The following is a 21,783-nucleotide window of genomic DNA, read 5'->3' on the forward strand; positions in this document are numbered from 1 at the left end:
TCGCCCGTATCCCGGTCCCCTCACTCATGGCTACCGCACGGGTGCGGAACGTCGGGTTCGGGGGGATGGTGGGGGAATGGACCGATACCCTGTCATTGATCCCGAGCGGCTGCGGGCCGCCGCCTCGCCCGATGGGCTCGGGGGGTACCTCGCCGGGCTGCCCCGGGCGGAGATGCACCACGGGGAGGGGCCCGCCAGGTCCGTCCGCAGGACGGAGTACAAGGGGCACCTCATCGAGGTCGTCACCAGCTACGAGGTCACCGTCGACGGGGAGCCGCTCGACGCCCACCTCGGTGTGGACGACGACGGCACCCTCTTCTGCCACGGTCTGCCCAACTACCAGTTCGCCTCGGCGCTCGACACCATCCGCGCGCTGATCGCCAACTATCCCGCGCGGTTCCGGCACTCCGGGCACCATGATCCCCACCACGGCCACGGGCACGACCATGGGCACCAGCACGAAGGGGGTGCCTGATGGCCGTCGAACGCAGGAGTGTCGTCGCCGACGAGGCCTCGCGGCTCGCCTACGTCCGCGGTGTCAAGTCGCTGAAGCAGGAGGCCAGTCAGTACACCACCGACGCCTTCGGCATCCCGGGCGACCCCGCGCCCGTCAGCACGTACGACCTGTTCGTCGTCTGGCACGGGCTCACCATGATGAGCCCCATCCCGCCCGGCGGAAACCCGCTGGTGCGCAACGCCGCCCACCGCGGGCCGATCTTCCTGCCCTGGCACCGGGTGATGCTCGCGATCCTGGAGATCAACCTGCAACGGGTGCTCGGCGACGAGCAGTTCGCGCTGCCGTACTGGGACTGGGCCGCCGACGGCGACCTCGGCTCGCCGCTCAACGCGGAGATCTGGGGCGAGAACTGCCTGGGCGGACAGGGCACCCCCGTCACCGACGGGCCCTTCGCCTACGACCCGGCCGACCCCGGCACCTTCACGGTCCGGATCGACAGCGACATCAACGGGATGCTCGTCCAGACCCGCCGGGGACTGAACCGGGAGTTCGCCCGGTCCGCCGAGGACCAGGGCTGGCCCACCCTGCCGACCAGCGCGGACGTCAAGGCCGCCCTCGCCTTCACCCCGGCCGGGAACACGCCCGAGGAGCGGTACGACAAGGTGCCCTTCGCCGGCTCGTCCGACGGCTTCCGCAACCGGCTCGAAGGCTTCCGCCCGCCCGGACGGCCCTGGACGCACAACCAGGTCCACCTGTGGGTCGGCGGCGACATGACCCCCGGCACCTCGCCCAACGACCCCGTCTTCTTCCTCCACCACTGCAACGTGGACCGGATCTGGGAGGGCTGGATGAACCGCTACGGCCGGCTGTACGCCCCGGACATGTCCTTCCCCGCGTCCGTCTACGAGGGCGAGCGGATCGACGACCCCATCATCTCCCCGCTGGGCCTCGGCGCGACCCCCGGGACGGTCCTCGACATCTCCGGGATCTACACGTACGACGCCCTGTCGTAGGTCCGGGAATTGCCCACAGACGCAGGTGAATTACTCATCTAGGTGCGGGCTGCCCGACCGGCTAGCCTCGAAAAGGTCCCCTCACAGAGATCTCTATTCGGCGGGGACTGGACGGGGACGGGAATGCCGGTTGATGGCGTCACCATGGAACTCGTGGACGTGGAGATCTACGACCTCGAAACGGACCTCTGTCTCCTCGTCACCCCGAACGGCGGCCAGTTCTACATCTCCGCCCCCGGGCCCGAGTTCCGCGCCTGGGCGGCCCGCTGCGACGGCACCAGAACCCGCTCCGAACTGCTCGCCGGCATGGCCCCCGAGTACGCCGAGGTCGTCGACGTCCTGTGCCACGACGGCTGTCTGCGCCCGGCGACCGCCACGGACGACGCCGAACGGGCGGCGCGGCTGGCCCGTACGACCGTCCTCGTCACCGGCTCACCCGCCCTCACCGCCCCCCTCACCCACGCCCTGAGCGCGACCGGCTACGCCCACGTCGGACCGGCCCCCGACGACCTCTCCGGTGTCGACGCCGCCCGCACCGTGCTCGTCGCCGCCTTCGCCCACCCCGCCTACGCCGAACTCACCCGCGTAGACGCGCTGTGCGCCCGGCTCGGCCTGCGCTGGCTGCCCCTGCGCCGCGAACGCGGCCGGGCGATCCTCGGCCCGGCGATCGTCCCCGGCAGCACGGCGGACTTCGCCGACGTACGGGACCGCCGGCTGTCCGCGGCCCACGACCCCCGGATCATCGAGGCGATGACGGCCGCCCCGGAGACGGTCAGCCCGCGGCTGCGCCCCGGTGACGCCCGCTGGATCGCCGCACAGCTCGCCACCCATCTGGAGCGCTGGGTCGCGGGCGAGGCCGCCGTGGACGAGCTGGAGCTGGACCCGCGCACCCTCGGCCAGGTCCGCCGCACCGTGCTGCCGATGCCGACCCGGCCCCGCCCCGTCGCCCGCGGCGACGCCGAGGCCGACCTGCTGGTCGACGACCAGGTCGGCGTGGTCACCGGCGTCCAGGAACTGGCCCCGCTGCCCGGCATGCCCGCCCGGCTGCGGGTCTGCGCGGCCGACATCGCCGACATGCGGCGCGTCGCGGACTGGCCCAACGACCGGCAGGCGTTCGGCACCTCCTGGTCCGGCTTCGACGCCGCCCGCCGCGACGCCCTCGGCGAGGCGGTCGAACGCTACTGCGGCAGCCGGCTGCCCCAGGACCGGCTGCGCCACGGCAGCCACGCCCAGCTCCGCCGCGCCGGGGTGCCCGCCCTCGACCCGCGCCGGCTGCATCTGTACTCGGAACGGCAGTACCGCACCGACGGCTTCCCCTTCGCGCCGCTGACCGCCGACGCGGAGTGCTCCTGGATCGAGGGCCGCTCCTGGACGACCGGCGAACCCGTCTGGGTGCCCGCCTTCCTCGTCGCCCACGGGGAGCACGACCCCATCGCCTACTCCGACCCGCTGACCGCCGGCGTGGCCAGCGGGGTGAGCGAGGAGGAGGCGGTCATGTCGGGCCTCGAGAAGGTCATCGAGCGCGACACCACCATGCTGTGGTGGGCCAACGCCGTCCGGCTGCCCCGGCTGCCGCTGACCGCCCGGCTGCGCACCCTCATCGCCGACAGCCTCGACACCTACGACATCACGGTGATCCATCTCGACAACGAGTTCGGCGTCCCGGTCGTCGCGGCGGCCGTGCTCGACCGCGTCGACCGCCGGCTGACCATCGGCTTCGCCGCCCGGCCCGATCCGCACGAGGCGGCGGAGAAGGCGCTCGCCGAAGGGTTCACCCTGCACCGCCCGGACTTCGCCGACGTCCGCGACCCGCTGTGCCAGCAGCAGATCGACGTCGACCCGCAGGCGGCGGAGCGCGGCGCGCCCTGGGGCCACGACCTGCCCCTGCGCCCGTGGGAGGAACTCCCCGCGCTCGGCGAGCGGCGCCTGGCCGCGTACCGGGAACGGGTCGAGGCCCGCGGCTTCGAGGTGATCGGCGTCGACATGACGACGTGCGACATCGAGGCGGCCGGGTTCAGCGCCGCGCACACGATCGTGCCCGGTCTCGTGCCGCACTTCTCCGCCGGGCTGCCGATGTGGGGCGACGGCAGGATCGGCCGCGCCGCCGTCGAACTCGGCTGGCGGACGCGCCCGCCGGCCGAGGACGAACTCGACGTCTTCCCCCTCCCGCACGCGTGAGACCGCCCGGGCTGCCGCTCAAAGCGCCGCCCGGCGCGCCGCTCAGAGTGCCGAGATCTCGCTCAGCAGGTCGTCCAGGCCCAGGGAGCCCTGGGACAGCGCCGCCATGTGCCAGGACTTGAGGTCGAAGTCCGCGCCGTGCCGGGCGCGGGCCGCCTCCCGGCCCCGGAGCCAGACGCGCTCGCCGAGCTTGTAGCCGATGGCCTGCCCCGCCATGCCCTGATAGCGGATCACCTCGCTCTCCACGTAGTCGGCGGGGCGGCTGCTGTGGGCGGCGAGGAACCGCTGGGCCAGCGCGGGCGTCCACCGCTCACCCGGGTGGAACGGGGAGTCCGCGGGGATCTCCAGCTCCAGGTGCATCCCGATGTCGATGATGACGCGGATCGCGCGGAGCATCTGCGCGTCCAGATAGCCCAGCCGGCGTTCGGCGGTGGTCAGGAAGCCCAGCTCGTCCATGAGGCGTTCGGCGTACAGGGCCCAGCCCTCGGCGTTGGCGCTGACCATGCCCACGGTGGTCTGGTAGCGGGAGAGGGTGTCGGCGACATGCGCCCACTGCGCCAGCTGGAGGTGATGGCCGGGCACCCCCTCGTGGTACCAGGTGGAGACCAGGTCGTAGACCGGGAAGCGGGTCTCGCCCATGGTCGGCAGCCAGGTCCGGCCGGGCCGGGAGAAGTCCAGCGACGGTTCGGTGTAGTACGGGGCGGCGGCGCTGCCCGGCGGAGCGATACGGGACTCCACCCGGCGTACCCGCTCGGCCAGTTCGAAGTGGGTGCCGTCCAGCGCGTCGATGGCCTCGTCCATCAGCGACTGGAGCCAGCGCCGGGTCTCCTCGACGCCCTCGACGGCCTCGCCGTGCTTGTCGCACCAGGCCAGCGCCTCCCATGGCGTCCCGGCGCCCGGCAGCACCTTCCCGGCCTCGGCGTTCATCTCGGCCAGCAGCCGGTGGAACTCGGCCCAGCCGTACGCGTACGCCTCGTCCAGGTCGAGGTCGGTGCCGTTGTAGTAGCGCGCGAGGCGGGCGTAGCGCTCCCGGCCGACGACGTCCGGGGCGCCCTCGACGGCCGGGGCGTAGGTGTCGCGCAGCCAGTCGCGCAGTTCCACCAGGGCGCCGGTGGCCTGCGCGGCGGCCTCGGTGAGCTCGGCGCGCAGCCGTTCGGGGCCCGGGGCGGTGAACTCCAGGAACCAGCCGCGGTCCGTGCCGATCCATTCCGCCAACTGGCCGATGACGGTGGTGACCTGGCGCGGTCCGGCGGGCAGGTCCCGCCTCAGGCCGAGGTCCAGGGCGGCCCGGTAGCCGCGCAGCGCGTCCGGTACGGCGCGCAGCCGGCGGGCGATCGCCGCCCAGTCCTCGTCGGTGTCGGCGGGAGCGACCGTGAAGACGGTGCGGACGGCGTGCAGGGGGGAGCTGAGGTTGCTCACCGCGCGCAGCCCCTCGCCGGCCTCGTGCACGGCGAGTTCGGCGGTGAGGCGCTCGCGCAGCAGGCGGGCGCAGCGCCGCTCGGCGACGGCGTCGCCGCCCGGTGCGGCCTCGGCCTCGGCGAGCCGCTCCAGCGTCGTACGGGCGAGGCGGGCCCTGGCCTCCTGGCCCGCCGGCGAGAAGTCGGGGAGCCGGTCGGAGCTGTCGGCGACGCCGAGGAACGTCCCGGTGATCGGGTCCAGCTCGATGAGGGCGTCGACGTACGCGTCGGCGACCTGGCGGGGCAGCGAGCCGCCCCCGGACGGAGTCGTGTTGGCCATGCGGGCCATCCTCGTACGGATGAACGCGCCGGTCACCGTGAATCCATCATCAAAACGGCGGACGGGCCTGTCGGGTGGCGCGGTCGTAAGGTGCTCGGCATGACCATCATCGGGGTTGGTATCGACGTGGCCGAGATCGAGCGGTTCGCGGCGTCGCTGGAGCGGACGCCGGGGATGGCTCAACGGCTGTTCGTCGAGAGCGAGTTGCTCTTGCCGAGCGGGGATCGGCGGGGGGTCGCCTCACTGGCGGCGCGGTTCGCGGCGAAGGAGGCGCTGGCGAAGGCGTTGGGGGCGCCGCCGGGGTTGTTGTGGACCGACGCGGAGGTCTTCGTCGAGGACAGTGGGCAGCCCCGGTTGCGGGTGAAGGGGACGGTGGCCGCGCGGGCCGCCGCTCTGGGGGTACAGGCCTGGCATGTGTCGCTCAGTCACGACGCGGGGATCGCTTCGGCCGTGGTGGTCGCGGAGGGATAGCGGGTGCGGTGCGGGTGCGTTGGGGGTGCGTGGGGGTTGATCGCACGGCTCCCCGCGCCCCTGCCCGACTGGTGTGAGACTGAGTCCCATGCGTACTGCCTATTCAGTGGCGAGTGTTCGGCGGGCCGAAGCGCAGCTCATGAAGCTGCTCCCCGAAGGGGCGCTCATGCAGCGGGCCGCCGCCGGGCTCGCCGCCGCCTGTGCCGAGGTGCTGGGGCGGGTGTACGGGCGGCGGGTCGTGCTGCTCGTCGGGAGCGGGGACAACGGGGGCGACGCCCTCTACGCGGGCGCCCGGCTCGCCCGGCGGGGCGCCGGGGTCGTCGCCGTGCTGCTGTCGCCCGAGCGGACGCACGCCGGCGGGCTCGCCGCGCTGCGGCGCGCCGGTGGGGCGAGCGTCGGCGCCGACGCGGGGGCGGACCTCGTCCGGCGGGCCGATCTCGTGGTGGACGGGATCGTCGGGATCGGCGGGAAGGGCGGACTGCGGCCGGACGCGGCGGCGCTGGCCGCCGTCGCCGCGGACGCGCCGGGCGCCGTCGTCGCCGTCGACCTGCCCAGCGGTGTCGAGGCCGACAGCGGGGAGGTGCGCGGCGCGGCCGTACGGGCCGATCTGACCGTCACCTTCGGGACGTACAAGCCGGGGCTGCTGATCGATCCCGCGCGGGAGTACGCCGGGTCGGTGCGGCTCGTCGACATCGGGCTGTCGTTGCCCGAGGAGGCCGAGCTGGAGGCGTTGCGGCACGCCGATGTGGCGCGGCTGCTGCCGGTTCCGGCGGCGGAGAGCGACAAATACCGGCGGGGGGTCGTGGGGATCGCGGCGGGGTCGGCCCGCTATCCCGGGGCCGCCGTGCTGGCCGTGGCCGGGGCGCTGCGGGGCGGGGCGGGAGCCGTGCGGTACGTGGGGCCGGCGGCGGACGCGGTGATCGCCCGGTTCCCCGAGACGCTCGTGTCCGACCGGGGGCCCAAGCGGGCCGGGCGGGTGCAGGCGTGGGTGGTGGGGCCGGGGGCCGGCGACGACGCGGCGACGGTGGCCGAGGTGCTCGCCGAGGACGTACCCGTCCTGCTGGACGCGGACGGGCTGCGGCTCGCGGACCGGGCGGCCGTGCGGGGGCGTACGGCCGCGACGCTGATGACGCCGCACGCGGGAGAGGCGGCCGCGCTGCTCGGGGTGTCGCGCGAGCGGGTCGAGGCGGGGCGGCTGGCCGCGGTGCGGGAACTGGCGGCCGCCTATGGGGCGACGGTGCTGCTGAAGGGCTCCACGACGCTGGTGGCGGGGCCGGACGGGGGGCCGGTGCGGGTGAACACCACGGGGACGCCGTGGCTGGCGACCGCCGGAAGCGGGGACGTCCTGTCGGGCCTGGCGGGCTCGCTGCTGGCGGCGGGCCTGAGCGCCCGGGACGCGGGCAGCGCGGCCGCCCACCTGCACGGCCTGGCGGGCGGCCTCGCGGCCCGGGGAGCCCCGATCGGAGCCCACGACGTGGCAGAAACCGTGCCGGCCGCTTGGCGGGAGGTATGCCGGTGAGGTGAGGGGGACGGCGGGCTCGGGGGAGTGGCGGGTCGTCGTGAGCGGGAGCGTGGCGTGCGTGGCGTGTCGCGTGAGGTGAGGGGGCGGCGCGCCCGGGGGAGCGGTGGGTCGTCGTGGGTGGGTGCGGGTCGTGCGCGGCTTGTCGCGTGAGCGGGGCGACGCGTCCAGGGAGCGGCGGGTCGTGGGCGGGTGCGGGCGTGCGGGGCGTCTCGCGCCCGCGCGGCGGGGCCGTACATCGAGCGGGGCGTCTCGCGCCTGCGCGGCGGGGGCCCGCATGGAGCCCGCGCGGCGGGACCCCACGTCGTGCGGGGCGTGGCGTGCCCGCGCGGCGGGGGCCCGCATGGAGCCCGTGTGGCGGGGCTCCACATCGTGCGGGGCCTGGCGCGCCCGCGCGTAAGGGCCGTGCATCGTGCATGGCGTGTCGCGCCCCCGTGGCCGGGCCGTGGGTCGAGTGCGGTCACATGCCGCCGTGCCCCTTTCAGGGGTGCCGGGGTGGGGCTCTGAGAGACTGGGCGCGATGAGTGACACTGCACGACTGGCGCGGAGCGGCTCGCGGCCCCGCGCCGAGATCGATCTGGGCGCCCTGCGCGCCAATGTGCGGGCCCTGCGCGCCAAGGCGCCCGGCGCCGCCTTCATGGCCGTGGTCAAGGCCGACGGATACGGCCACGGCGCGCTTCCGTGCGCCCGCGCGGCCGTGGCGGCCGGCGCGACCTGGATCGGTACCGCCACGCCCGAGGAGGCCCTCGCCGTGCGGGCGGACGGCGGGCTGCCCGCCGACGTGCGGATCATGTGCTGGCTCTGGACGCCGGGCGGTCCGTGGCGGGAGGCGATCGAGGCGGACCTCGACATCGCCGTCAGCGGTATGTGGGCGCTTCAGGAGGTCGTACGGGCGGCGGGCGACGCCGGCGCGCCCGCGCGCGTCCAGCTCAAGGCGGACACCGGCCTCGGCCGCAACGGCTGCCAGCCCGGCGACTGGGCGGAGCTGGTCGCACAGGCGCGGCGCGCCGAACAGCGGGGGCTGCTGCGGGTCACCGGCGTGTGGTCCCACTTCGCCTGCGCCGACGAGCCCGGGCATCCCTCCATCGCCGCCCAGCTCTCCCGCTTCCGCGAGATGCTCGCGCAGGCCGAAGAGGCGGGCCTGCGGCCCGAGGTGCGGCACATCGCCAACTCGCCGGCCACGCTCACGCTGCCGGAGACCCACTTCGACCTGGTCCGGCCCGGCATCGCCATGTACGGTCTGTCGCCCGCCCCGGAGATCGGCGGCAGCGCCGAACTGGGCCTGCGGCCGGTGATGACGCTGGCCGCCCCCCTCGCGCTCGTCAAGCACGTGCCGGGCGGACACGGCGTCGGTTACGGGCATCTGTACACGACTCCGGGCGAGACCACATTGGGCCTGGTCCCGCTGGGGTATGCCGATGGTGTGCCCCGGCACGCGTCCGGGGCCGGTCCCGTGCTCGTCGGGGGCAAGTGGCGGACCGTCGCCGGGCGGATCGCCATGGACCAGTTCGTGGTGGATCTGGGCGGGGACGAGCCCGCTCCCGGGGACGAGGCCGTGCTCTTCGGCCCAGGGGACCGGGGTGAGCCCACCGCCGAGGACTGGGCGGTGGCGGCGGGCACGATCGGGTACGAGATCGTCACACGCATCGGCGCACGGGTTCCGCGCGTCTATGTGAACGAGGACCGGGACGGGTAACGCGCAGGCGCGGACGGTGAAGAGGAGCGGTACGTGACCGAGAGCAGTGCGGAGGCCGTGGCCCAGGCCGCTTCGGCGGCCGTCGCCGCCGCCTCCGCCACGGGGGCGGCCGGGAACTGGCGCCGGGCGACCGGGATCGCGGGCGCCGCGATAGGCGTGATCGCGGCGGGCGCGGCGGCCGGTGTGGCCATCGAGCGGATGACCGTCGGACGCGGCATGCGCCGCAAGGCGCGGCTCGCGCTGGATTCCGCCGGGCCGTTCGGCGCGCTGCGCGGCACGCCGGGCAAGGCGTACGCCGACGACGGCACCGAGCTGTACTACGAGGTCGACGACGTCGAGCCGGAGGCCGGGCTCAGCGGCCGCCGGCGACGGCTGTTCGGCCGCAAGGCCCCGGCCCCGGTCACCGTCGTCTTCAGCCACGGCTACTGCCTCAGCCAGGACTCCTGGCACTTCCAGCGCGCGGCGCTGCGCGGTGTCGTACGGGCGGTGTACTGGGACCAGCGCAGCCACGGCCGGTCCGCGCGCGGGGCGGCGCAGACGCGTGACGGGGTGCCGGTCACCATCGACCAGCTGGGGCGGGATCTGAAGGCCGTGCTCGACGCGGCCGTGCCGGAGGGGCCGGTCGTGCTCGTCGGGCACTCCATGGGCGGCATGACGGTGATGGCGCTGGCCGCGCAGTTTCCCGAGCTGATCCGCGACCGGGTCGTCGCCACCGCCTTCGTCGGTACCTCGTCCGGCCGGCTCGGCGAGGTCAGCTTCGGGCTGCCGGTCGCCGGGGTGAACGCGGTGCGGCGGGTGCTGCCGGGAGTGCTGAAGGCGCTCGGGCAGCAGGCGGCGCTGGTCGAGAAGGGGCGGCGGGCGACCGCCGATCTCTTCGCCGGGGTCATCAAGCGGTACTCGTTCTCGTCCCGGGACGTGGATCCGGCGGTGGCCCGGTTCGCCGAGCGGATGATCGAGGGGACGCCGATCGACGTCGTCGCCGAGTTCTATCCGGCGTTCACCGAGCACGACAAGACGGAGGCGCTGGCGTCCTTCGCGGACATGCCGGTGCTGGTGCTCGCCGGGGTCGGCGACCTCGTCACGCCGAGCGAGCACAGCGAGGCGATCGCGGATCTGCTGCCGGACGCCGAGCTGGTGCTGGTGCCGGACGCGGGGCATCTCGTGATGCTGGAACACCCGGAAGTGGTCACCGACCGCCTCGCCGACCTCCTCACCCGCGCGGGTGCCGTGCCGGCAGGGGCTACCGTGGGTGGCTATGGAAGCAGCAGTACCGCTCAACCCGGTTGAGATCACCGTCACCTCCCCCGAGCAGATGCGGGAGCTGGGCCGCAGGCTGGCCAAGCTGCTGCGGGCGGGGGACCTCGTGATGCTCAGCGGGGAGCTCGGCGCGGGCAAGACGACGCTCACCCGGGGGCTCGGCGAGGGGCTCGGGGTGCGGGGTGCGGTGACCTCGCCGACGTTCGTGATCGCCCGGGTCCATCCGTCGCTGGTGGACGGCCCGCCGCTCGTCCATGTGGACGCCTATCGGCTGGCCGGCGGTCTGGACGAGATGGAGGACCTCGATCTGGACGTCTCGCTGCCCGACTCGGTGATCGTCGTGGAGTGGGGAGAGGGGAAGGTCGAGGAGCTGACCGACGACCGGCTGATGGTCGTCATCCACCGGGCGGTGGGGGACACGACCGACGAGGTACGGCACGTGACGCTCACCGGGCTCGGGGAGCGCTGGGCGCCGGTGGAACTGGGCGCGCTGACGGCCTGAGCCGGGTCCGTGAAGGTTCCGACAGGGTGTCGGCAAAATGTTGCGCGGGGGCGGAGGGGCGTGATCCCATGGTATCCGGTTGGTAGTTAGGTCTACCTAACTGTGCCCGCCCCCGACCGTCAGGAGGCGCCCCATGCCCGCTCCCGAGCCCGTTCCGGCCCCCTCAGGACTGTCCATGCGCGACCTGTTGGCCTCCTGCAAGGCAGCGGAAACGATTTCCCGCCCACCCCACACCCCCGACGCGCACCAAGCCCCGAAAACCCAGCTGCACAAGAAAGCAGCCTGAGGCAGAAGCGCCCCGAAAGGGGCGCGGGGAACGGCGCGAAAAGCGACCACGAACCCGCACCCGCCAACGACGAGCACCCGCCACCCCCGTAGGCGAACAAACCAACCTCAGCGAACCACGACAACCCGCCGCCCAATCGTGGCGAAGTCCCACAGCGCGGCCCCGTCCACCCGAGCGGAGCGAATCGCCCCGGTGCGCACAGAGGGCCCCGGCGCCTCCGTGGCGCCGTCCTTCGCCGCGCTGAATCCGATCGCCAGCCCGTCCACACTGGTGAAGCGGACGACGTGCTCGACGGGCGTACCGTCCGTGCCGGTGACGGACAGCGCCCGCGAGCTGACGCCGTAGGTACCCGGCGCCGGGTCGATGCTGCCGGGCGTCACCCGGAACGTACGCACCACCTCGCCCCGGTCGTCGACCAGCCACACCCGGTCGTGGTCCACGGAGTACACGACCCGCTCGCCGGTCCCGGAGGATTCGGGCAGTGCGGTGGGGTCCCCGGTGCCCCGCGGCGCCCCGGCCGCGCTCGGTCCGGTGGACGCGCCCTCGGCGGCCCCGGCCGGGTGCGCGGGCGCGTTCGCCGACGCCTGCCAGCCCAGGAACCCGACCGCCGCCAGTGCCGCCGCGGTGAGCCCGGCCACCCATCCCGAGCTGCTGCTTGCCACCTGCGCCCACCCTCTATCGCGTCGTACGTCCGTTTTGCGCCGACGGTAGCAGTCGGGCGAGGGCCCACCGGCCCGGGCGTGCGGCGCGCGTCGGCGCCGTAGGCTGTTCGCGTGCTCTTGCTCGCTCTGGATACCGCCACCCCCGCCGTCACCGTCGCGCTGCACGACGGCTCCGACGTCATCGCCTCGTCGAGTCAGGTGGACGCGCGCCGGCACGGTGAGCTGCTGCTGCCGGCCGTGGACCGTGTGCTCGCCGAGGCGGGGCTGAGGCTCGACGCCGTCACCGGGATCGTCGTCGGCACCGGCCCCGGCCCGTACACCGGACTGCGCGTCGGGCTGATGACCGCCGACACGTTCGGGCTCGCGCTCGGCGTGCCCGTGCACGGACTGTGCACGCTCGACGGCCTCGCCTACGCCTCCGACCTGGAGGGCCCCTTCGTCGTGGCGACCGACGCCCGGCGCAAGGAGGTCTACTGGGCGACGTACGCCGACGCCCGCACCCGGCTCACCGGGCCCGCCGTGGACCGGCCCGCCGACATCGCCGACCGGGTCGCCGGACTGCCCGCCGTCGGCGCGGGCGCGCTGCTCTACCCCGACACCTTCCCGGCCGTGCACGAGCCGGAGCACGTGTCCGCCGCCGCGCTGGCCCGGCTCGCCGCCGAGAAGCTCGCCGCCGGTGAGGAACTGCCCGAGCCCCGGCCGCTGTATCTGCGCCGGCCGGACGCCCAGGTCCCCAAGAACTACAAGGTGGTCACCCCCAAGTGACCGACACCGCGACCCCCGCCCGGCTGCGCGAGATGCGCTGGTGGGACATCGACTCCGTCCTGGAGCTGGAGAAGAACCTCTTCCCCGAGGACGCCTGGTCCCGGGGCATGTTCTGGTCCGAGCTGGCCCACGCCCGGGGCGCCGAGGCGACCCGCCGCTACCTCGTGGCCGAGTCGGCCGCCGGCGACGGCCGTGTCGTCGGCTACGCGGGCCTGGCCTCCTCCGGCGAGCTGGCGGACGTCCAGACCATCGCCGTGGCCCGCGACCACCAGGGCACCGGCCTCGGCGCCCGGCTGCTCACCGAGCTGCTGCGCGCGGCCACCGCCTTCGAGTGCACCGAGGTCATGCTGGAGTGCCGGGTCGACAACCTGCGCGCCCAGAAGCTGTACGAGCGCTTCGGCTTCGAGCCGATCGGCTTCCGGCGCGGCTACTACCAGCCCGGCAATGTGGACGCCCTGGTCATGCGACTGACCGACCCCGAGAAATCCGTACAAGGACACGAGAGCAATGGCTGACAACCGGGATGAGCCCCTCGTCCTCGGCATCGAGACCTCCTGCGACGAGACCGGCGTCGGCATCGTCCGGGGCACCACCCTGCTGGCGGACGCCGTCGCGTCCAGCGTCGACGAGCACGCCCGCTTCGGCGGGGTCGTGCCGGAGGTGGCGTCCCGGGCGCACCTGGAGGCGATGGTGCCGACCATCGACCGGGCGCTGAAGGAAGCGGGAGTGAGCGCCCGCGACCTGGACGGCATCGCGGTGACCGCCGGTCCGGGGCTCGCGGGCGCGCTGCTGGTCGGCGTCTCGGCGGCGAAGGCGTACGCGTACGCCCTGGGCAAGCCGCTGTACGGGGTGAACCACCTGGCCTCCCACATCTGTGTGGACCAGCTGGAGCACGGGCCGCTGCCGGAGCCGACGATGGCGCTGCTGGTGAGCGGCGGCCACTCGTCGCTGCTGCTGTCGACGGACATCACGTCGGACGTCCGGCCGATGGGCGCGACGATCGACGACGCGGCGGGGGAGGCCTTCGACAAGATCGCCCGGGTGCTGAACCTGGGCTTCCCCGGCGGTCCGGTCATCGACCGGTACGCGCGCGAGGGCGACCCGAACGCCATCGCCTTCCCGCGCGGTCTCACCGGCCCGCGCGACCCGGCGTACGACTTCTCCTTCTCCGGGCTGAAGACGGCGGTCGCCCGCTGGATCGAGGCCCGGCGGGCGGCGGGGGAGGAGGTGCCGGTGCGTGATGTGGCGGCGTCCTTCCAGGAGGCCGTGGTGGACGTGCTCACCCGCAAGGCCGTACGGGCCTGCAAGGACGAGGGCGTGGACCATCTGATGATCGGCGGCGGTGTCGCGGCGAATTCGCGGCTGCGGGCGCTGGCCCAGGAGCGGTGCGAGGCCGCCGGGATCCGGCTGCGGGTGCCCCGGCCGAAGCTGTGCACCGACAACGGGGCGATGGTGGCCGCGCTCGGCGCGGAGATGGTGGCGCGCGACCGGGCGGCGTCCAGCTGGGACCTGTCGGCGGACTCCTCCCTGCCGGTGACGGACCCGCACGTCCCGGGCCACGACCACGACCATGTGCACGAGGTCAGCAAGGAGAACCTGTACTCGTGACCGTGGCGCTGATGTGGGAGGCGCGGGCGGCGGAGGGGCGCGGCGAGGAACTCCTGGCGTGGGCCCGCGCCCAGAAGCTGCCGGGGCGGCCGCCGCTGCGCCGCGAGACCTTTCGCGCCCCGCAGGACCGCGTCCTGGTCATCACGTGGTGGGACGCGGCCTACGACGCGGAGTTGCCGGAGCTGCCGGAGCCGGACGGGGAGCTGGTGACCCGGGCGGTGCACCGGTGGCGGTTCGAGTCGGTCGGCTGATCACCGTCCGACGACCGTCCGACGCGGACGTGAGGCCCGGCCGTCCCCTAGCGGCCGGGCCTCACGCGTCTCACTCCGCCGCCGACAGCTCCGTCTCGCAGTGCAGGCGTCGTTGCGTGCCCAACAGCCGTACGGAGCCGGTCAGTCGGAAGCGGGCGCGGTGGCGGATGTCGGCGCTCGACGCGCCCAGCCGCAGCTCCAGTTCGCCGGGTTCGACGATCCGGTCGCCCGTGCGGTCGGTGAACGCCGACAGGTCCGCGTGGAAGCGGAAGGACACCCGGCGTGCCTCGCCCGGGGCCAGCTCCAGCCGCTGATAGGCGATCAGCCGGACGTCCGGGCGGGTGACCGAGGCCACCGGGTCGTGGAGGTACAGCTGGACCACCTCGGCGCCCGCGCGCCCGCCCGTGTTGCGCACGGTGACCGAGACGTCGTAGGAGCCGTCCGTCGGGATCTCCGGCGTGTCGGCGGCCCGGAAGTCCTCCCAGGCGAACGTCGTGTACGAGCGGCCGTGTCCGAAGGGGTACAGCGGGGTCGGGTCCAGGTTGCTGACCTCGCCGGCCAGGCCCAGCGGGGGCTGGAGGTACGTCCACGGCTGGCCGCCCGGCACGCGGGGCACGCTCACCGGCAGGCGGCCCGACGGGGTGACGCGGCCCGACAGCACCCCCGCCACCGCCGGGCCGCCCTCCTCCCCCGGGAAGAACGCCTGGACGACCGCGCCCAGGCGCCCGTGCCAGCGGCCCAGCGCGTACGGCCGGCCGGTCAGCAGGACCAGCACGACCGGCACCCCCGTGGCCACCAGCGCGTCCAGCAACTCCCCCTGCACCCCGGGCAGTCCGAGGTCGGCCACATCGCAGCCCTCGCCCGAGGTGCCCCGCCCGAACAGGCCCGCGCGGTCGCCGAGGACCGCCACGCACACATCCGCCTCCGAGGCCCGGGCGATCGCCTCCTCGAAGCCCGCCCGGTCCGGGTCCGAGACCCCGCACCCTTCCGTGAACGTCACCTTCGCGTCCGGGAGTTCGGCCCGCAGGGCCTCCAGCACCGTGGGGATCTCGATCCCCAGGTCCACCTCGGGGTGATGGGTGAGGACATGGGACGGGAAGGAGTAGCAGCCGAGCATGGCGAGGGCGTCCGCCGCGCGGGGACCGACCACGGCGATCCGGGCGTCGGGGGCGAGCGGGAGCAGCCCGTCGGGGTTGTCCAGCAGCACCACCGACTTCTCCGCCAGGCGGCGGGCCACCGCGCGGTTGCGCGGGGAGTCCAGGTCGATCCCGGTGTTCTCGGCGGGCTCCCAGTCCTCGTCCAGCAGGCCCAGTTCGCACTTCTGGAGCAGCACCCGGCGGGCCGCCAGATCGATCAGCGCCTCCGGGATCGCGCCCTCGCGGACGGCCGTCAGCAGGGGCTCGCCGTAGCACTTCAGGGTGGGCAGCTCGACGTCGATGCCGGCCTCCAGCGCCAGCCGCGCGGCCTCGGCGTCGGTGCCCGCCACCCGGTGCAGGGTCTGCAGGAAGCCGATGCCGAAGTAGTCGGCCACCACCGTGCCGGTGAAGCCCCACTCCCCGCGCAGCAGCGCGGTCAGCAGCTCCGGGTCCGCCGAGGCCGGGACGCCGTCCCGTTCCGTGTAGGCCGCCATCACCGACCGGGCGCCGCCCTCGCGCAGGGCCATCTCGAAGGGCGGCAGGGTGACGTCCGCGAACTCCCGGGTGCCCGCGCGGACGGGGGCGAGATTGCGGGCGCCCGCCGAGGAGGCGTACCCGGCGAAGTGCTTGAGCGTGGCGACGATGCCGGCGGACTCCAGGCCGCGCACATAGGCGGCGCCGACCGTTCCGACGAGGTACGGGTCCTCGCCGATCGTCTCCTCCACCCGGCCCCAGCGCGGATCCCGTACGACGTCCAGGACGGGCGCGAGGCCCTGGTGGACGCCGACCGAGCGCAGGTCGTCGCCGATGCGGCGGGCCATCTCCTCGACGAGCGGCGGGTCGAAGGACGCGCCCCAGGCCAGCGGGACGGGGTAGGCGGTGGCCCGCCAGGCGGTGAACCCGGCGAGGCACTCCTCGTGGGCGACCGCCGGGATGCCGAAGCGGCTCGCCCCGGTGATCTGCCGCTGGGCCCGGGCCAGCGCGCGGGCGCCGAGCGCGGGGTCCACGGGGGCGGTGCCGAAGATGCGGGTCAGCTGGCCGAGCCCCTGGCCGATCAGCTCGTTCCAGTCGTAGTCGACGTTCATGTCGTGCTGGTGCGGGGCGACGCCGTCGCCGTCCGTCTCGGCGCCCACCCAGACCCCGTACAGCTGGGCGGTCTTCTCCTCCAGGGTCATCCGGGAGAGCAGGTCGTCGACGCGGGCGGCGGCGGGCTGGGTGCGGTCTCGCCAGGGGGCGGTGGTCATGAAACTCCTGTCAGGGGTCGGAGAGCCACCAGATGGACGGGTGAGCCGGGTAGAACTCTACGAATGTTTCGAGCTGTATTCCGAATGTTCCGGGAACCTATGGCGGGACGAGGGCTTCGTCAAGAGGTCGCGCGGCGATACGATCGCCGCCATGACACCCTCGGAGCCCGCAGAAACGCGGACGGAAGCGCGGCCGACGCAGACCGCCACCCTCGCGGAGATCGCCCGCGAGGCCGGCGTCTCGGCGCCGACTGTTTCGAAGGTCCTCAACGGCCGGGCCGATGTCGCCCCCGCGACCCGCACCCGGGTCGAGGAGCTGCTGCGCGCTCACGGCTACCGGCGCCGGCGCGCGGAGGCGACCCGGTCGCCGCTGATCGACCTGGTCTTCCACGAGCTGGAGAGCGCGTGGGCGATGGAGGTCATCCGGGGCGTGGAGAACGTCGCGCGGGACGCCGGGCTGAGCGTCGTGCTGAGCGAGAGCGCCGGGCGGCTCACCCCCGGGCGGACCTGGGCCGACCAGGTCGCCGCCCGCCGCCCGCACGGCGTGGTCCTGGTGCTGTCGGGCCTCGACGAGTCCCAGCGGGCGCTGCTGACCAGCCGCTCCATCCCGTTCGTGGTGATGGACCCGGCCGGCGACCCCGGCGCCGATGTGCCGTCCATCGGGGCGACCAACTGGCAGGGCGGTCTCGCCGCCACCCGGCATCTGGTGGAGCTGGGGCACCGGCGGATCGGCGCGATCAGCGGTCCGCCGCAGATGATGTGCAGCCGGGCCCGTATCGACGGCTACCGGGCCGCGCTGGAGACCGCCGGACTGCCGGTCGACCAGGACCTGATCAAGACCGGCGACTTCCACCACGAGACCGGCTACCGGCTCGGGCGGGAGCTGCTGGCCCGCCCCGACCGGCCCACCGCCGTCTTCGCGGGCAACGACCTCCAGGCCCTCGGGCTCTACGAGGCCGCCCGCGAGCTGGGTCTGCGCATCCCGGAGGACGTGAGCGTGGTCGGCTTCGACGATCTCCCGGTGGCCCGCTGGGTGGGCCCGCCGCTGACGTCCGTACGGCAGCCGCTGACCGAGATGGCCGAGGCGGCGGCCCGGCTGGTGCTGGAGCTCGGGCGGTCCGAGGAGCAGCCGGCCGCGACCCGGGTGGAGCTGGCGACCAGCCTCGTGGTGCGCACGAGCACGGGAGCGCCGCCCGTGGCCGGAAGTTGACGTATTGACGGGTGGGGCGGGGCCCCGGACACTCCTCCGAAGTCAATCGGATGTACGGCCGAAACTTTCGGAGGCACCCGCCCATGCACCCGCCCCTGAGAACCTCCCGAACATCGTTCCGTGCACGTCTCACCGCTCTGCTCGCCGGAGTGGTCACCGTCGGCGCCCTGCTCGCCGCCGGAACCACCACCGCCCACGCCGCCGACACCCCGCTGCGCGACCTCGCCGCCGCCAAGGGCAAGGTCATCGGCACGGCGGTCACCGGCTCCAAGCTCACCGGCACCTACGGCGACCTCGCCGGCGCCCAGTTCAGCTCGCTGACCCCCGGAAACGCCATGAAGTGGGGCTCCGTCGAGCCGACGCAGGGCGGCTTCGACTGGTCCGAGGCCGACCAGATCGTCGCCTTCGCCGAGGCCCACAACCAGCAGGTGCGCGGCCACACCCTGGTCTGGCACAACCAGAACCCGAACTGGCTGACCAACGGCAGCTGGACCCCGGCCCAGCTCGGCACCCTGCTCCAGAACCACATCACCACCGAGGTCGGCCGCTACAAGGGCAGGATCGCCGCCTGGGACGTCGTCAACGAGGCCTTCAACGAGGACGGCACCTACCGGCCGACCCTCTGGTACAACGGCCTCGGCGCTGACTACATCGCCAACGCCTTCACCTGGGCGCGGGCCGCCGACCCGGCCGCCAAGCTGTACATCAACGACTACAACGTCGAGGGCGTCAACGCGAAGTCGACCGCCCTGTACAACCTGGTCAAGTCGCTCAAGGAGCGCGGGGTCCCGATCGACGGCGTGGGGCTCCAGGCCCATCTGATCCTCGGCCAGGTGCCGTCGTCGCTGCAGCAGAACATCCAGCGCTTCGCCGACCTCGGCGTGGACGTGGCGATCACCGAGCTCGACGTGCGGATGGCGCTGCCGTCCGACAGCGCGAAGCTGGCGCAGCAGGCCGCCGACTACAAGGCGGTCACCGCCGCGTGCGTGGCCGTGAGCCGCTGTGTGAACCTCACCGTGTGGGGCTTCGCCGACTCCGACTCCTGGGTCGAGTCCACCTTCCCCGGATACGGCGCGGCCACGCCGTACGACGCCAACTACGCGCCCAAGCCGGCCTATTACGCGATCGCGCAGGCGCTCGGCGGCGGTACGACCACCCCGCCGCCCACCGGCGCCTGCACGGCGACCTACAGCGTGCCGAGCCAGTGGAACACCGGGTTCACAGGCCAGGTGCGGATCGCCTGCTCCGGTGCCGCGCTGTCCTCCTGGAAGGTGACCTGGACGTACGGGGCGGGGCAGCAGATCACCCAGGCGTGGAACGCCGGCTGCACCCAGTCCGGTGCGGCGGTGACCTGCGTGAACGCCTCGTACAACGGAACGGTCCCGGACGGCGGTTCGGTGACCTTCGGCTTCAACGGGACCTGGAGCGGCAGCAATCCGGTGCCGGTGGTGACGCTGGGCTGAACACCGGCCGGACAACCGAGGGCGCAGTCCTAACAGTTCCCTCATAATTCGGACGTACGTTCTTCCCCGTGACGCGAGACGAGCAGCACGGCGACGCGGGAAGACCAAGGGGCCGGCGGTCGAGAGCGCTGAAGACCGCCGGCCTCACCCTGGCGAGTGTCCTGGTCCTGGCGGCGGGGACCGCCGGCTGGGCCTACTGGCACCTCGACGGCAACATCAAGAGCGTCGACATCGACAGCGCGCTGGGCGACAACCGGCCGCTGAAGGCCGTCGCGATCCCGTCCACGTCGGCCTCCGCCTCCCCCCTGCCCACCGAGGCCGTCAACATCCTCGTCCTGGGCTCCGACTCCCGCGACGGCGCGGCGAACCAGGCGCTCGGCGGCGGGGACAGCGGCGGCGCCCGCTCCGACACCGCGATGGTCGTGCACATCGACGCGGGGCGCACCGGCGCCACCGTCGTCAGCATCCCCCGCGACACCCTCGTCACCCGGCCGTCCTGCCCGCTCCCGTCGGGCGGCTCCACGGCGGTGGCGCACGGCGCGATGTTCAACAGCGCCTACGCGGTGGGCGGGCCGGTGTGCACGGTCAAGACCGTCGAGTCGATCACCGGCGTCCGGATGGACCACTACATCGAGGTCGACTTCGCGGGCTTCGCGCGGCTGGTCGACGCGCTCGGCGGGGTCACCGTCACCACGGACCGGGCCATCGACGACAAGGACAGCCATCTGCACCTCGCCGCCGGGACCCATCACCTCGACGGCACGACCGCCCTCGCGTTCGCCCGCACCCGCCACGGCATAGGCGACGGCAGCGACCTCGGGCGCATAGGACTCCAGCAGAGGCTGGTCAAGGCGCTCCTGGCGCAGATCTCCTCGACGGACCTGCTGACCGCTCCCACCAAGCTCTACGGCATCGCCGACGCGCTCACCGGCAGCCTGACGACGGACACGGGCCTCGACTCGCTGGGCGAGCTGATGGAACTCGGCCGGAGCCTCAAGGGGCTGACGGCCGGGAAGCTGACGACCGTGATGATGCCGGTGGCGCAGGCGCCCTCCGACCACAACCGGGTGGTGGCCGACGAACCCGAGGCGAGCGAGCTGTGGGCGAGGCTGAGGCGGTAGGCCCTAGTCCGGGAGCAGCCCGCTCACCATGGCCCTGAGGTGCTTGGCGGTGTCGTAACGGTCGATCATCCGCTGCCAGTCGGGTGCCACCGCCGTCACACGGGGCAGCTCGGTGGCGTCCTCCTCGGTGAGGAAGCCGGGGAAGAACGGCGGGTGGTCCGCGCGGCGGATCTCGGCGCGGCGGTAGGCCAGGGCGCCGTAGACGTAGAACCAGATGGTGCGGTACGTGTGCACCGCCTCCTCGGCCGTCAGACCGCAGGCCATGGCCGAGTTGATGATCTCCTCGGGTACCCACAGGGCGCCCTTGTCGGTGAGGTCGCCGAGGCCCAGCACGTCCAGGAGCCAGGGCAGTTCGCTGATCGTCGTGTACATGTACAGGGCGGTCGCGATCACGCGCTCGCGGGGGTCCTCGGGGAGCTCGGGGCGCCGCAGGGTGTGCGCGAAGCCGTCGAGCGTGAGCAGGAGCAGCTCGTCCTTGTCGCGGACGTGGTGGTAGATCGCCATCGGAGTGGCGCCGACCTCCTTGGCGACCCGGCGCATCGAGAGCGCCTCGATCCCCTCCTCCTGGAGGATCCGCCGCGCCACAGCCACGATCTGCTCCCGCTGGATGACGCGGGGGCGGCCGACGGACCGTTTCTGCTGCTCGCTGCGTGTCACTTGGTCATTTCTACCGTGCCCCGGACGAGCGCCAACGGGCGCCCCGGAAAAAAATCTTCGGAGAACTTCGGCACGCGTGTCGATCCGGGCGTCCGCCGATCGACGCAAGGGTGAGAGGCGGGGACGGACCCCGCCCGCAGACCGAGGAGTCACCATGCCGCGTTACCTGTCGCTCGTACGGATCGACGAGCAGTCCATGCCCGCCGAGGGCCCCAGCCCCGAGCTGATGCAGCGGATGGGCGAGCTGATCGAGGAGATCACCAAGGCGGGCGTCATGCTCGCCACCGACGGGCTCACCCCCTCCGCGCAGGGCAAGCAGGTCCACTGGGAGGGCGGCCGGATCTCCGTCACCGACGGCCCCTTCACCGAGTCCAAGGAGGTCGTCGGCGGCTACGCGATCATGCAGTGCAAGGACATGGCGGAGGCCGTCGAGTGGACCAAGCGCTTCCTGCGGGTCCACGAGGAGCACTGGACGGTCACCTGCGAGGTGCGGGAGATCGCCGAGGGCTGACCGCCGCTTGGCGCCCGGCGATGAGAGGTGTTCGATGGT

The 21,783-nt window shown here is 73.5% G+C and carries 20 protein-coding genes; 16 read left to right on the top strand and 4 right to left on the bottom strand.

The window, feature by feature from the left end; genetic code table 11:
* Positions 1–76: 76 nt before the first annotated feature.
* From ACZ5NW_RS23570 to ACZ5NW_RS23580, 3 genes are all read left to right on the top strand, one after another.
* Positions 77–475 (top strand): hypothetical protein, encoded by a 399-nt coding sequence (locus ACZ5NW_RS23570; RefSeq protein WP_468745846.1) that lies wholly within the window; start codon positions 77–79, stop codon positions 473–475.
* Positions 475–1,470, top strand: a complete 996-nt coding sequence (locus tag ACZ5NW_RS23575; RefSeq protein ID WP_468745847.1) for a tyrosinase family protein — start codon at positions 475–477, stop codon at positions 1,468–1,470. The genes ACZ5NW_RS23570 and ACZ5NW_RS23575 overlap by 1 nt, the downstream gene beginning before the upstream one ends.
* 123 nt (positions 1,471–1,593) lie before the next feature.
* Entirely contained in the window at positions 1,594–3,648 is a 2,055-nt protein-coding gene (locus ACZ5NW_RS23580; protein WP_468745848.1) for a YcaO-like family protein, read from the top strand.
* A gap of 42 nt (positions 3,649–3,690) precedes the next feature.
* Here the strand turns inward: ACZ5NW_RS23580 and ACZ5NW_RS23585 are convergent, their stop codons facing one another.
* Positions 3,691–5,385, bottom strand: a complete 1,695-nt coding sequence (locus ACZ5NW_RS23585; RefSeq protein ID WP_468745849.1) for a DUF885 domain-containing protein — start codon at positions 5,383–5,385, stop codon at positions 3,691–3,693.
* 99 nt (positions 5,386–5,484) lie between these two features.
* Between ACZ5NW_RS23585 and ACZ5NW_RS23590 the strand changes: the two genes are divergently transcribed.
* The 5 genes from ACZ5NW_RS23590 (at position 5,485) to tsaE (ending at position 10,830) form a co-directional block, all read left to right on the top strand.
* On the top strand, positions 5,485–5,856 hold the full coding sequence (locus ACZ5NW_RS23590) for a holo-ACP synthase (protein WP_468745850.1): 372 nt from the start codon (positions 5,485–5,487) through the stop codon (positions 5,854–5,856).
* A gap of 88 nt (positions 5,857–5,944) precedes the next feature.
* Positions 5,945–7,375 (top strand): NAD(P)H-hydrate dehydratase, encoded by a 1,431-nt coding sequence (locus ACZ5NW_RS23595; RefSeq protein WP_468745851.1) that lies wholly within the window; start codon positions 5,945–5,947, stop codon positions 7,373–7,375.
* A 520-nt stretch (positions 7,376–7,895) separates the two neighbouring features.
* Positions 7,896–9,071, top strand: coding sequence for an alanine racemase (alr, locus tag ACZ5NW_RS23600; RefSeq protein ID WP_468745852.1), 1,176 nt, complete (start codon positions 7,896–7,898; stop codon positions 9,069–9,071).
* 33 nt (positions 9,072–9,104) lie between these two features.
* Entirely contained in the window at positions 9,105–10,358 is a 1,254-nt protein-coding gene (locus tag ACZ5NW_RS23605; protein WP_468745853.1) for an alpha/beta fold hydrolase, read from the top strand.
* A complete protein-coding gene (tsaE, locus tag ACZ5NW_RS23610; RefSeq protein WP_468745854.1) occupies positions 10,327–10,830 on the top strand; it encodes a tRNA (adenosine(37)-N6)-threonylcarbamoyltransferase complex ATPase subunit type 1 TsaE in 504 nt (167 codons plus the stop codon). Before ACZ5NW_RS23605 ends, tsaE begins: the two co-directional genes overlap by 32 nt.
* A 393-nt stretch (positions 10,831–11,223) precedes the next feature.
* Here the strand turns inward: tsaE and ACZ5NW_RS23615 are convergent, their stop codons facing one another.
* Positions 11,224–11,778 carry a hypothetical protein gene (locus tag ACZ5NW_RS23615; protein WP_468745855.1) on the bottom strand — a complete coding sequence of 185 codons (555 nt, stop codon included), beginning with the start codon at positions 11,776–11,778 and terminating at the stop codon, positions 11,224–11,226.
* A gap of 111 nt (positions 11,779–11,889) precedes the next feature.
* Here ACZ5NW_RS23615 and tsaB point away from each other — a divergent pair, with 111 nt between their 5' ends.
* The 4 genes from tsaB to ACZ5NW_RS23635 are packed head-to-tail and all read left to right on the top strand — an operon-like array spanning position 11,890 to position 14,402.
* Complete coding sequence (gene tsaB / locus ACZ5NW_RS23620; RefSeq protein ID WP_468745856.1) at positions 11,890–12,543, top strand: tRNA (adenosine(37)-N6)-threonylcarbamoyltransferase complex dimerization subunit type 1 TsaB; 654 nt, start codon at positions 11,890–11,892, stop codon at positions 12,541–12,543.
* Positions 12,544–12,575: 32 nt separating this feature from the next.
* Positions 12,576–13,058, top strand: a complete 483-nt coding sequence (gene rimI, locus ACZ5NW_RS23625; RefSeq protein ID WP_468746167.1) for a ribosomal protein S18-alanine N-acetyltransferase — start codon at positions 12,576–12,578, stop codon at positions 13,056–13,058.
* Positions 13,051–14,151, top strand: coding sequence for a tRNA (adenosine(37)-N6)-threonylcarbamoyltransferase complex transferase subunit TsaD (tsaD, locus tag ACZ5NW_RS23630; RefSeq protein WP_468745857.1), 1,101 nt, complete (start codon positions 13,051–13,053; stop codon positions 14,149–14,151). The genes rimI and tsaD overlap by 8 nt, the downstream gene beginning before the upstream one ends.
* On the top strand, positions 14,148–14,402 hold the full coding sequence (locus tag ACZ5NW_RS23635) for a hypothetical protein (protein ID WP_468745858.1): 255 nt from the start codon (positions 14,148–14,150) through the stop codon (positions 14,400–14,402). Before tsaD ends, ACZ5NW_RS23635 begins: the two co-directional genes overlap by 4 nt.
* 70 nt (positions 14,403–14,472) lie before the next feature.
* Here ACZ5NW_RS23635 and ACZ5NW_RS23640 read toward each other — a convergent pair whose 3' ends face one another.
* Positions 14,473–16,782, bottom strand: a complete 2,310-nt coding sequence (locus ACZ5NW_RS23640) for a beta-xylosidase/alpha-l-arabinosidase (protein WP_468745859.1) — start codon at positions 16,780–16,782, stop codon at positions 14,473–14,475.
* A gap of 151 nt (positions 16,783–16,933) precedes the next feature.
* Between ACZ5NW_RS23640 and ACZ5NW_RS23645 the strand changes: the two genes are divergently transcribed.
* The 3 genes from ACZ5NW_RS23645 (at position 16,934) to ACZ5NW_RS23655 (ending at position 20,576) form a co-directional block, all read left to right on the top strand.
* On the top strand, positions 16,934–17,992 hold the full coding sequence (locus tag ACZ5NW_RS23645; RefSeq protein ID WP_468745860.1) for a LacI family DNA-binding transcriptional regulator: 1,059 nt from the start codon (positions 16,934–16,936) through the stop codon (positions 17,990–17,992).
* Positions 17,993–18,075: 83 nt separating this feature from the next.
* Positions 18,076–19,455, top strand: coding sequence for a glycoside hydrolase family 10 protein (locus ACZ5NW_RS23650; protein ID WP_468745861.1), 1,380 nt, complete (start codon positions 18,076–18,078; stop codon positions 19,453–19,455).
* A 68-nt stretch (positions 19,456–19,523) separates the two neighbouring features.
* Positions 19,524–20,576: an LCP family protein gene (locus tag ACZ5NW_RS23655; RefSeq protein ID WP_468745862.1), complete on the top strand. Its 1,053-nt coding sequence runs from the start codon at positions 19,524–19,526 to the stop codon at positions 20,574–20,576.
* Positions 20,577–20,579: 3 nt separating this feature from the next.
* Here ACZ5NW_RS23655 and ACZ5NW_RS23660 read toward each other — a convergent pair whose 3' ends face one another.
* Positions 20,580–21,233, bottom strand: a complete 654-nt coding sequence (locus ACZ5NW_RS23660) for a TetR/AcrR family transcriptional regulator (protein WP_468745863.1) — start codon at positions 21,231–21,233, stop codon at positions 20,580–20,582.
* 154 nt (positions 21,234–21,387) lie between these two features.
* Here ACZ5NW_RS23660 and ACZ5NW_RS23665 point away from each other — a divergent pair, with 154 nt between their 5' ends.
* Positions 21,388–21,744, top strand: a complete 357-nt coding sequence (locus ACZ5NW_RS23665) for a YciI family protein (RefSeq protein ID WP_468745864.1) — start codon at positions 21,388–21,390, stop codon at positions 21,742–21,744.
* The last annotated feature ends 39 nt before the right edge of the window (positions 21,745–21,783 follow it).

The sequence above is a fragment of the Streptomyces sp. NPDC032126 genome (genome assembly GCF_055580085.1).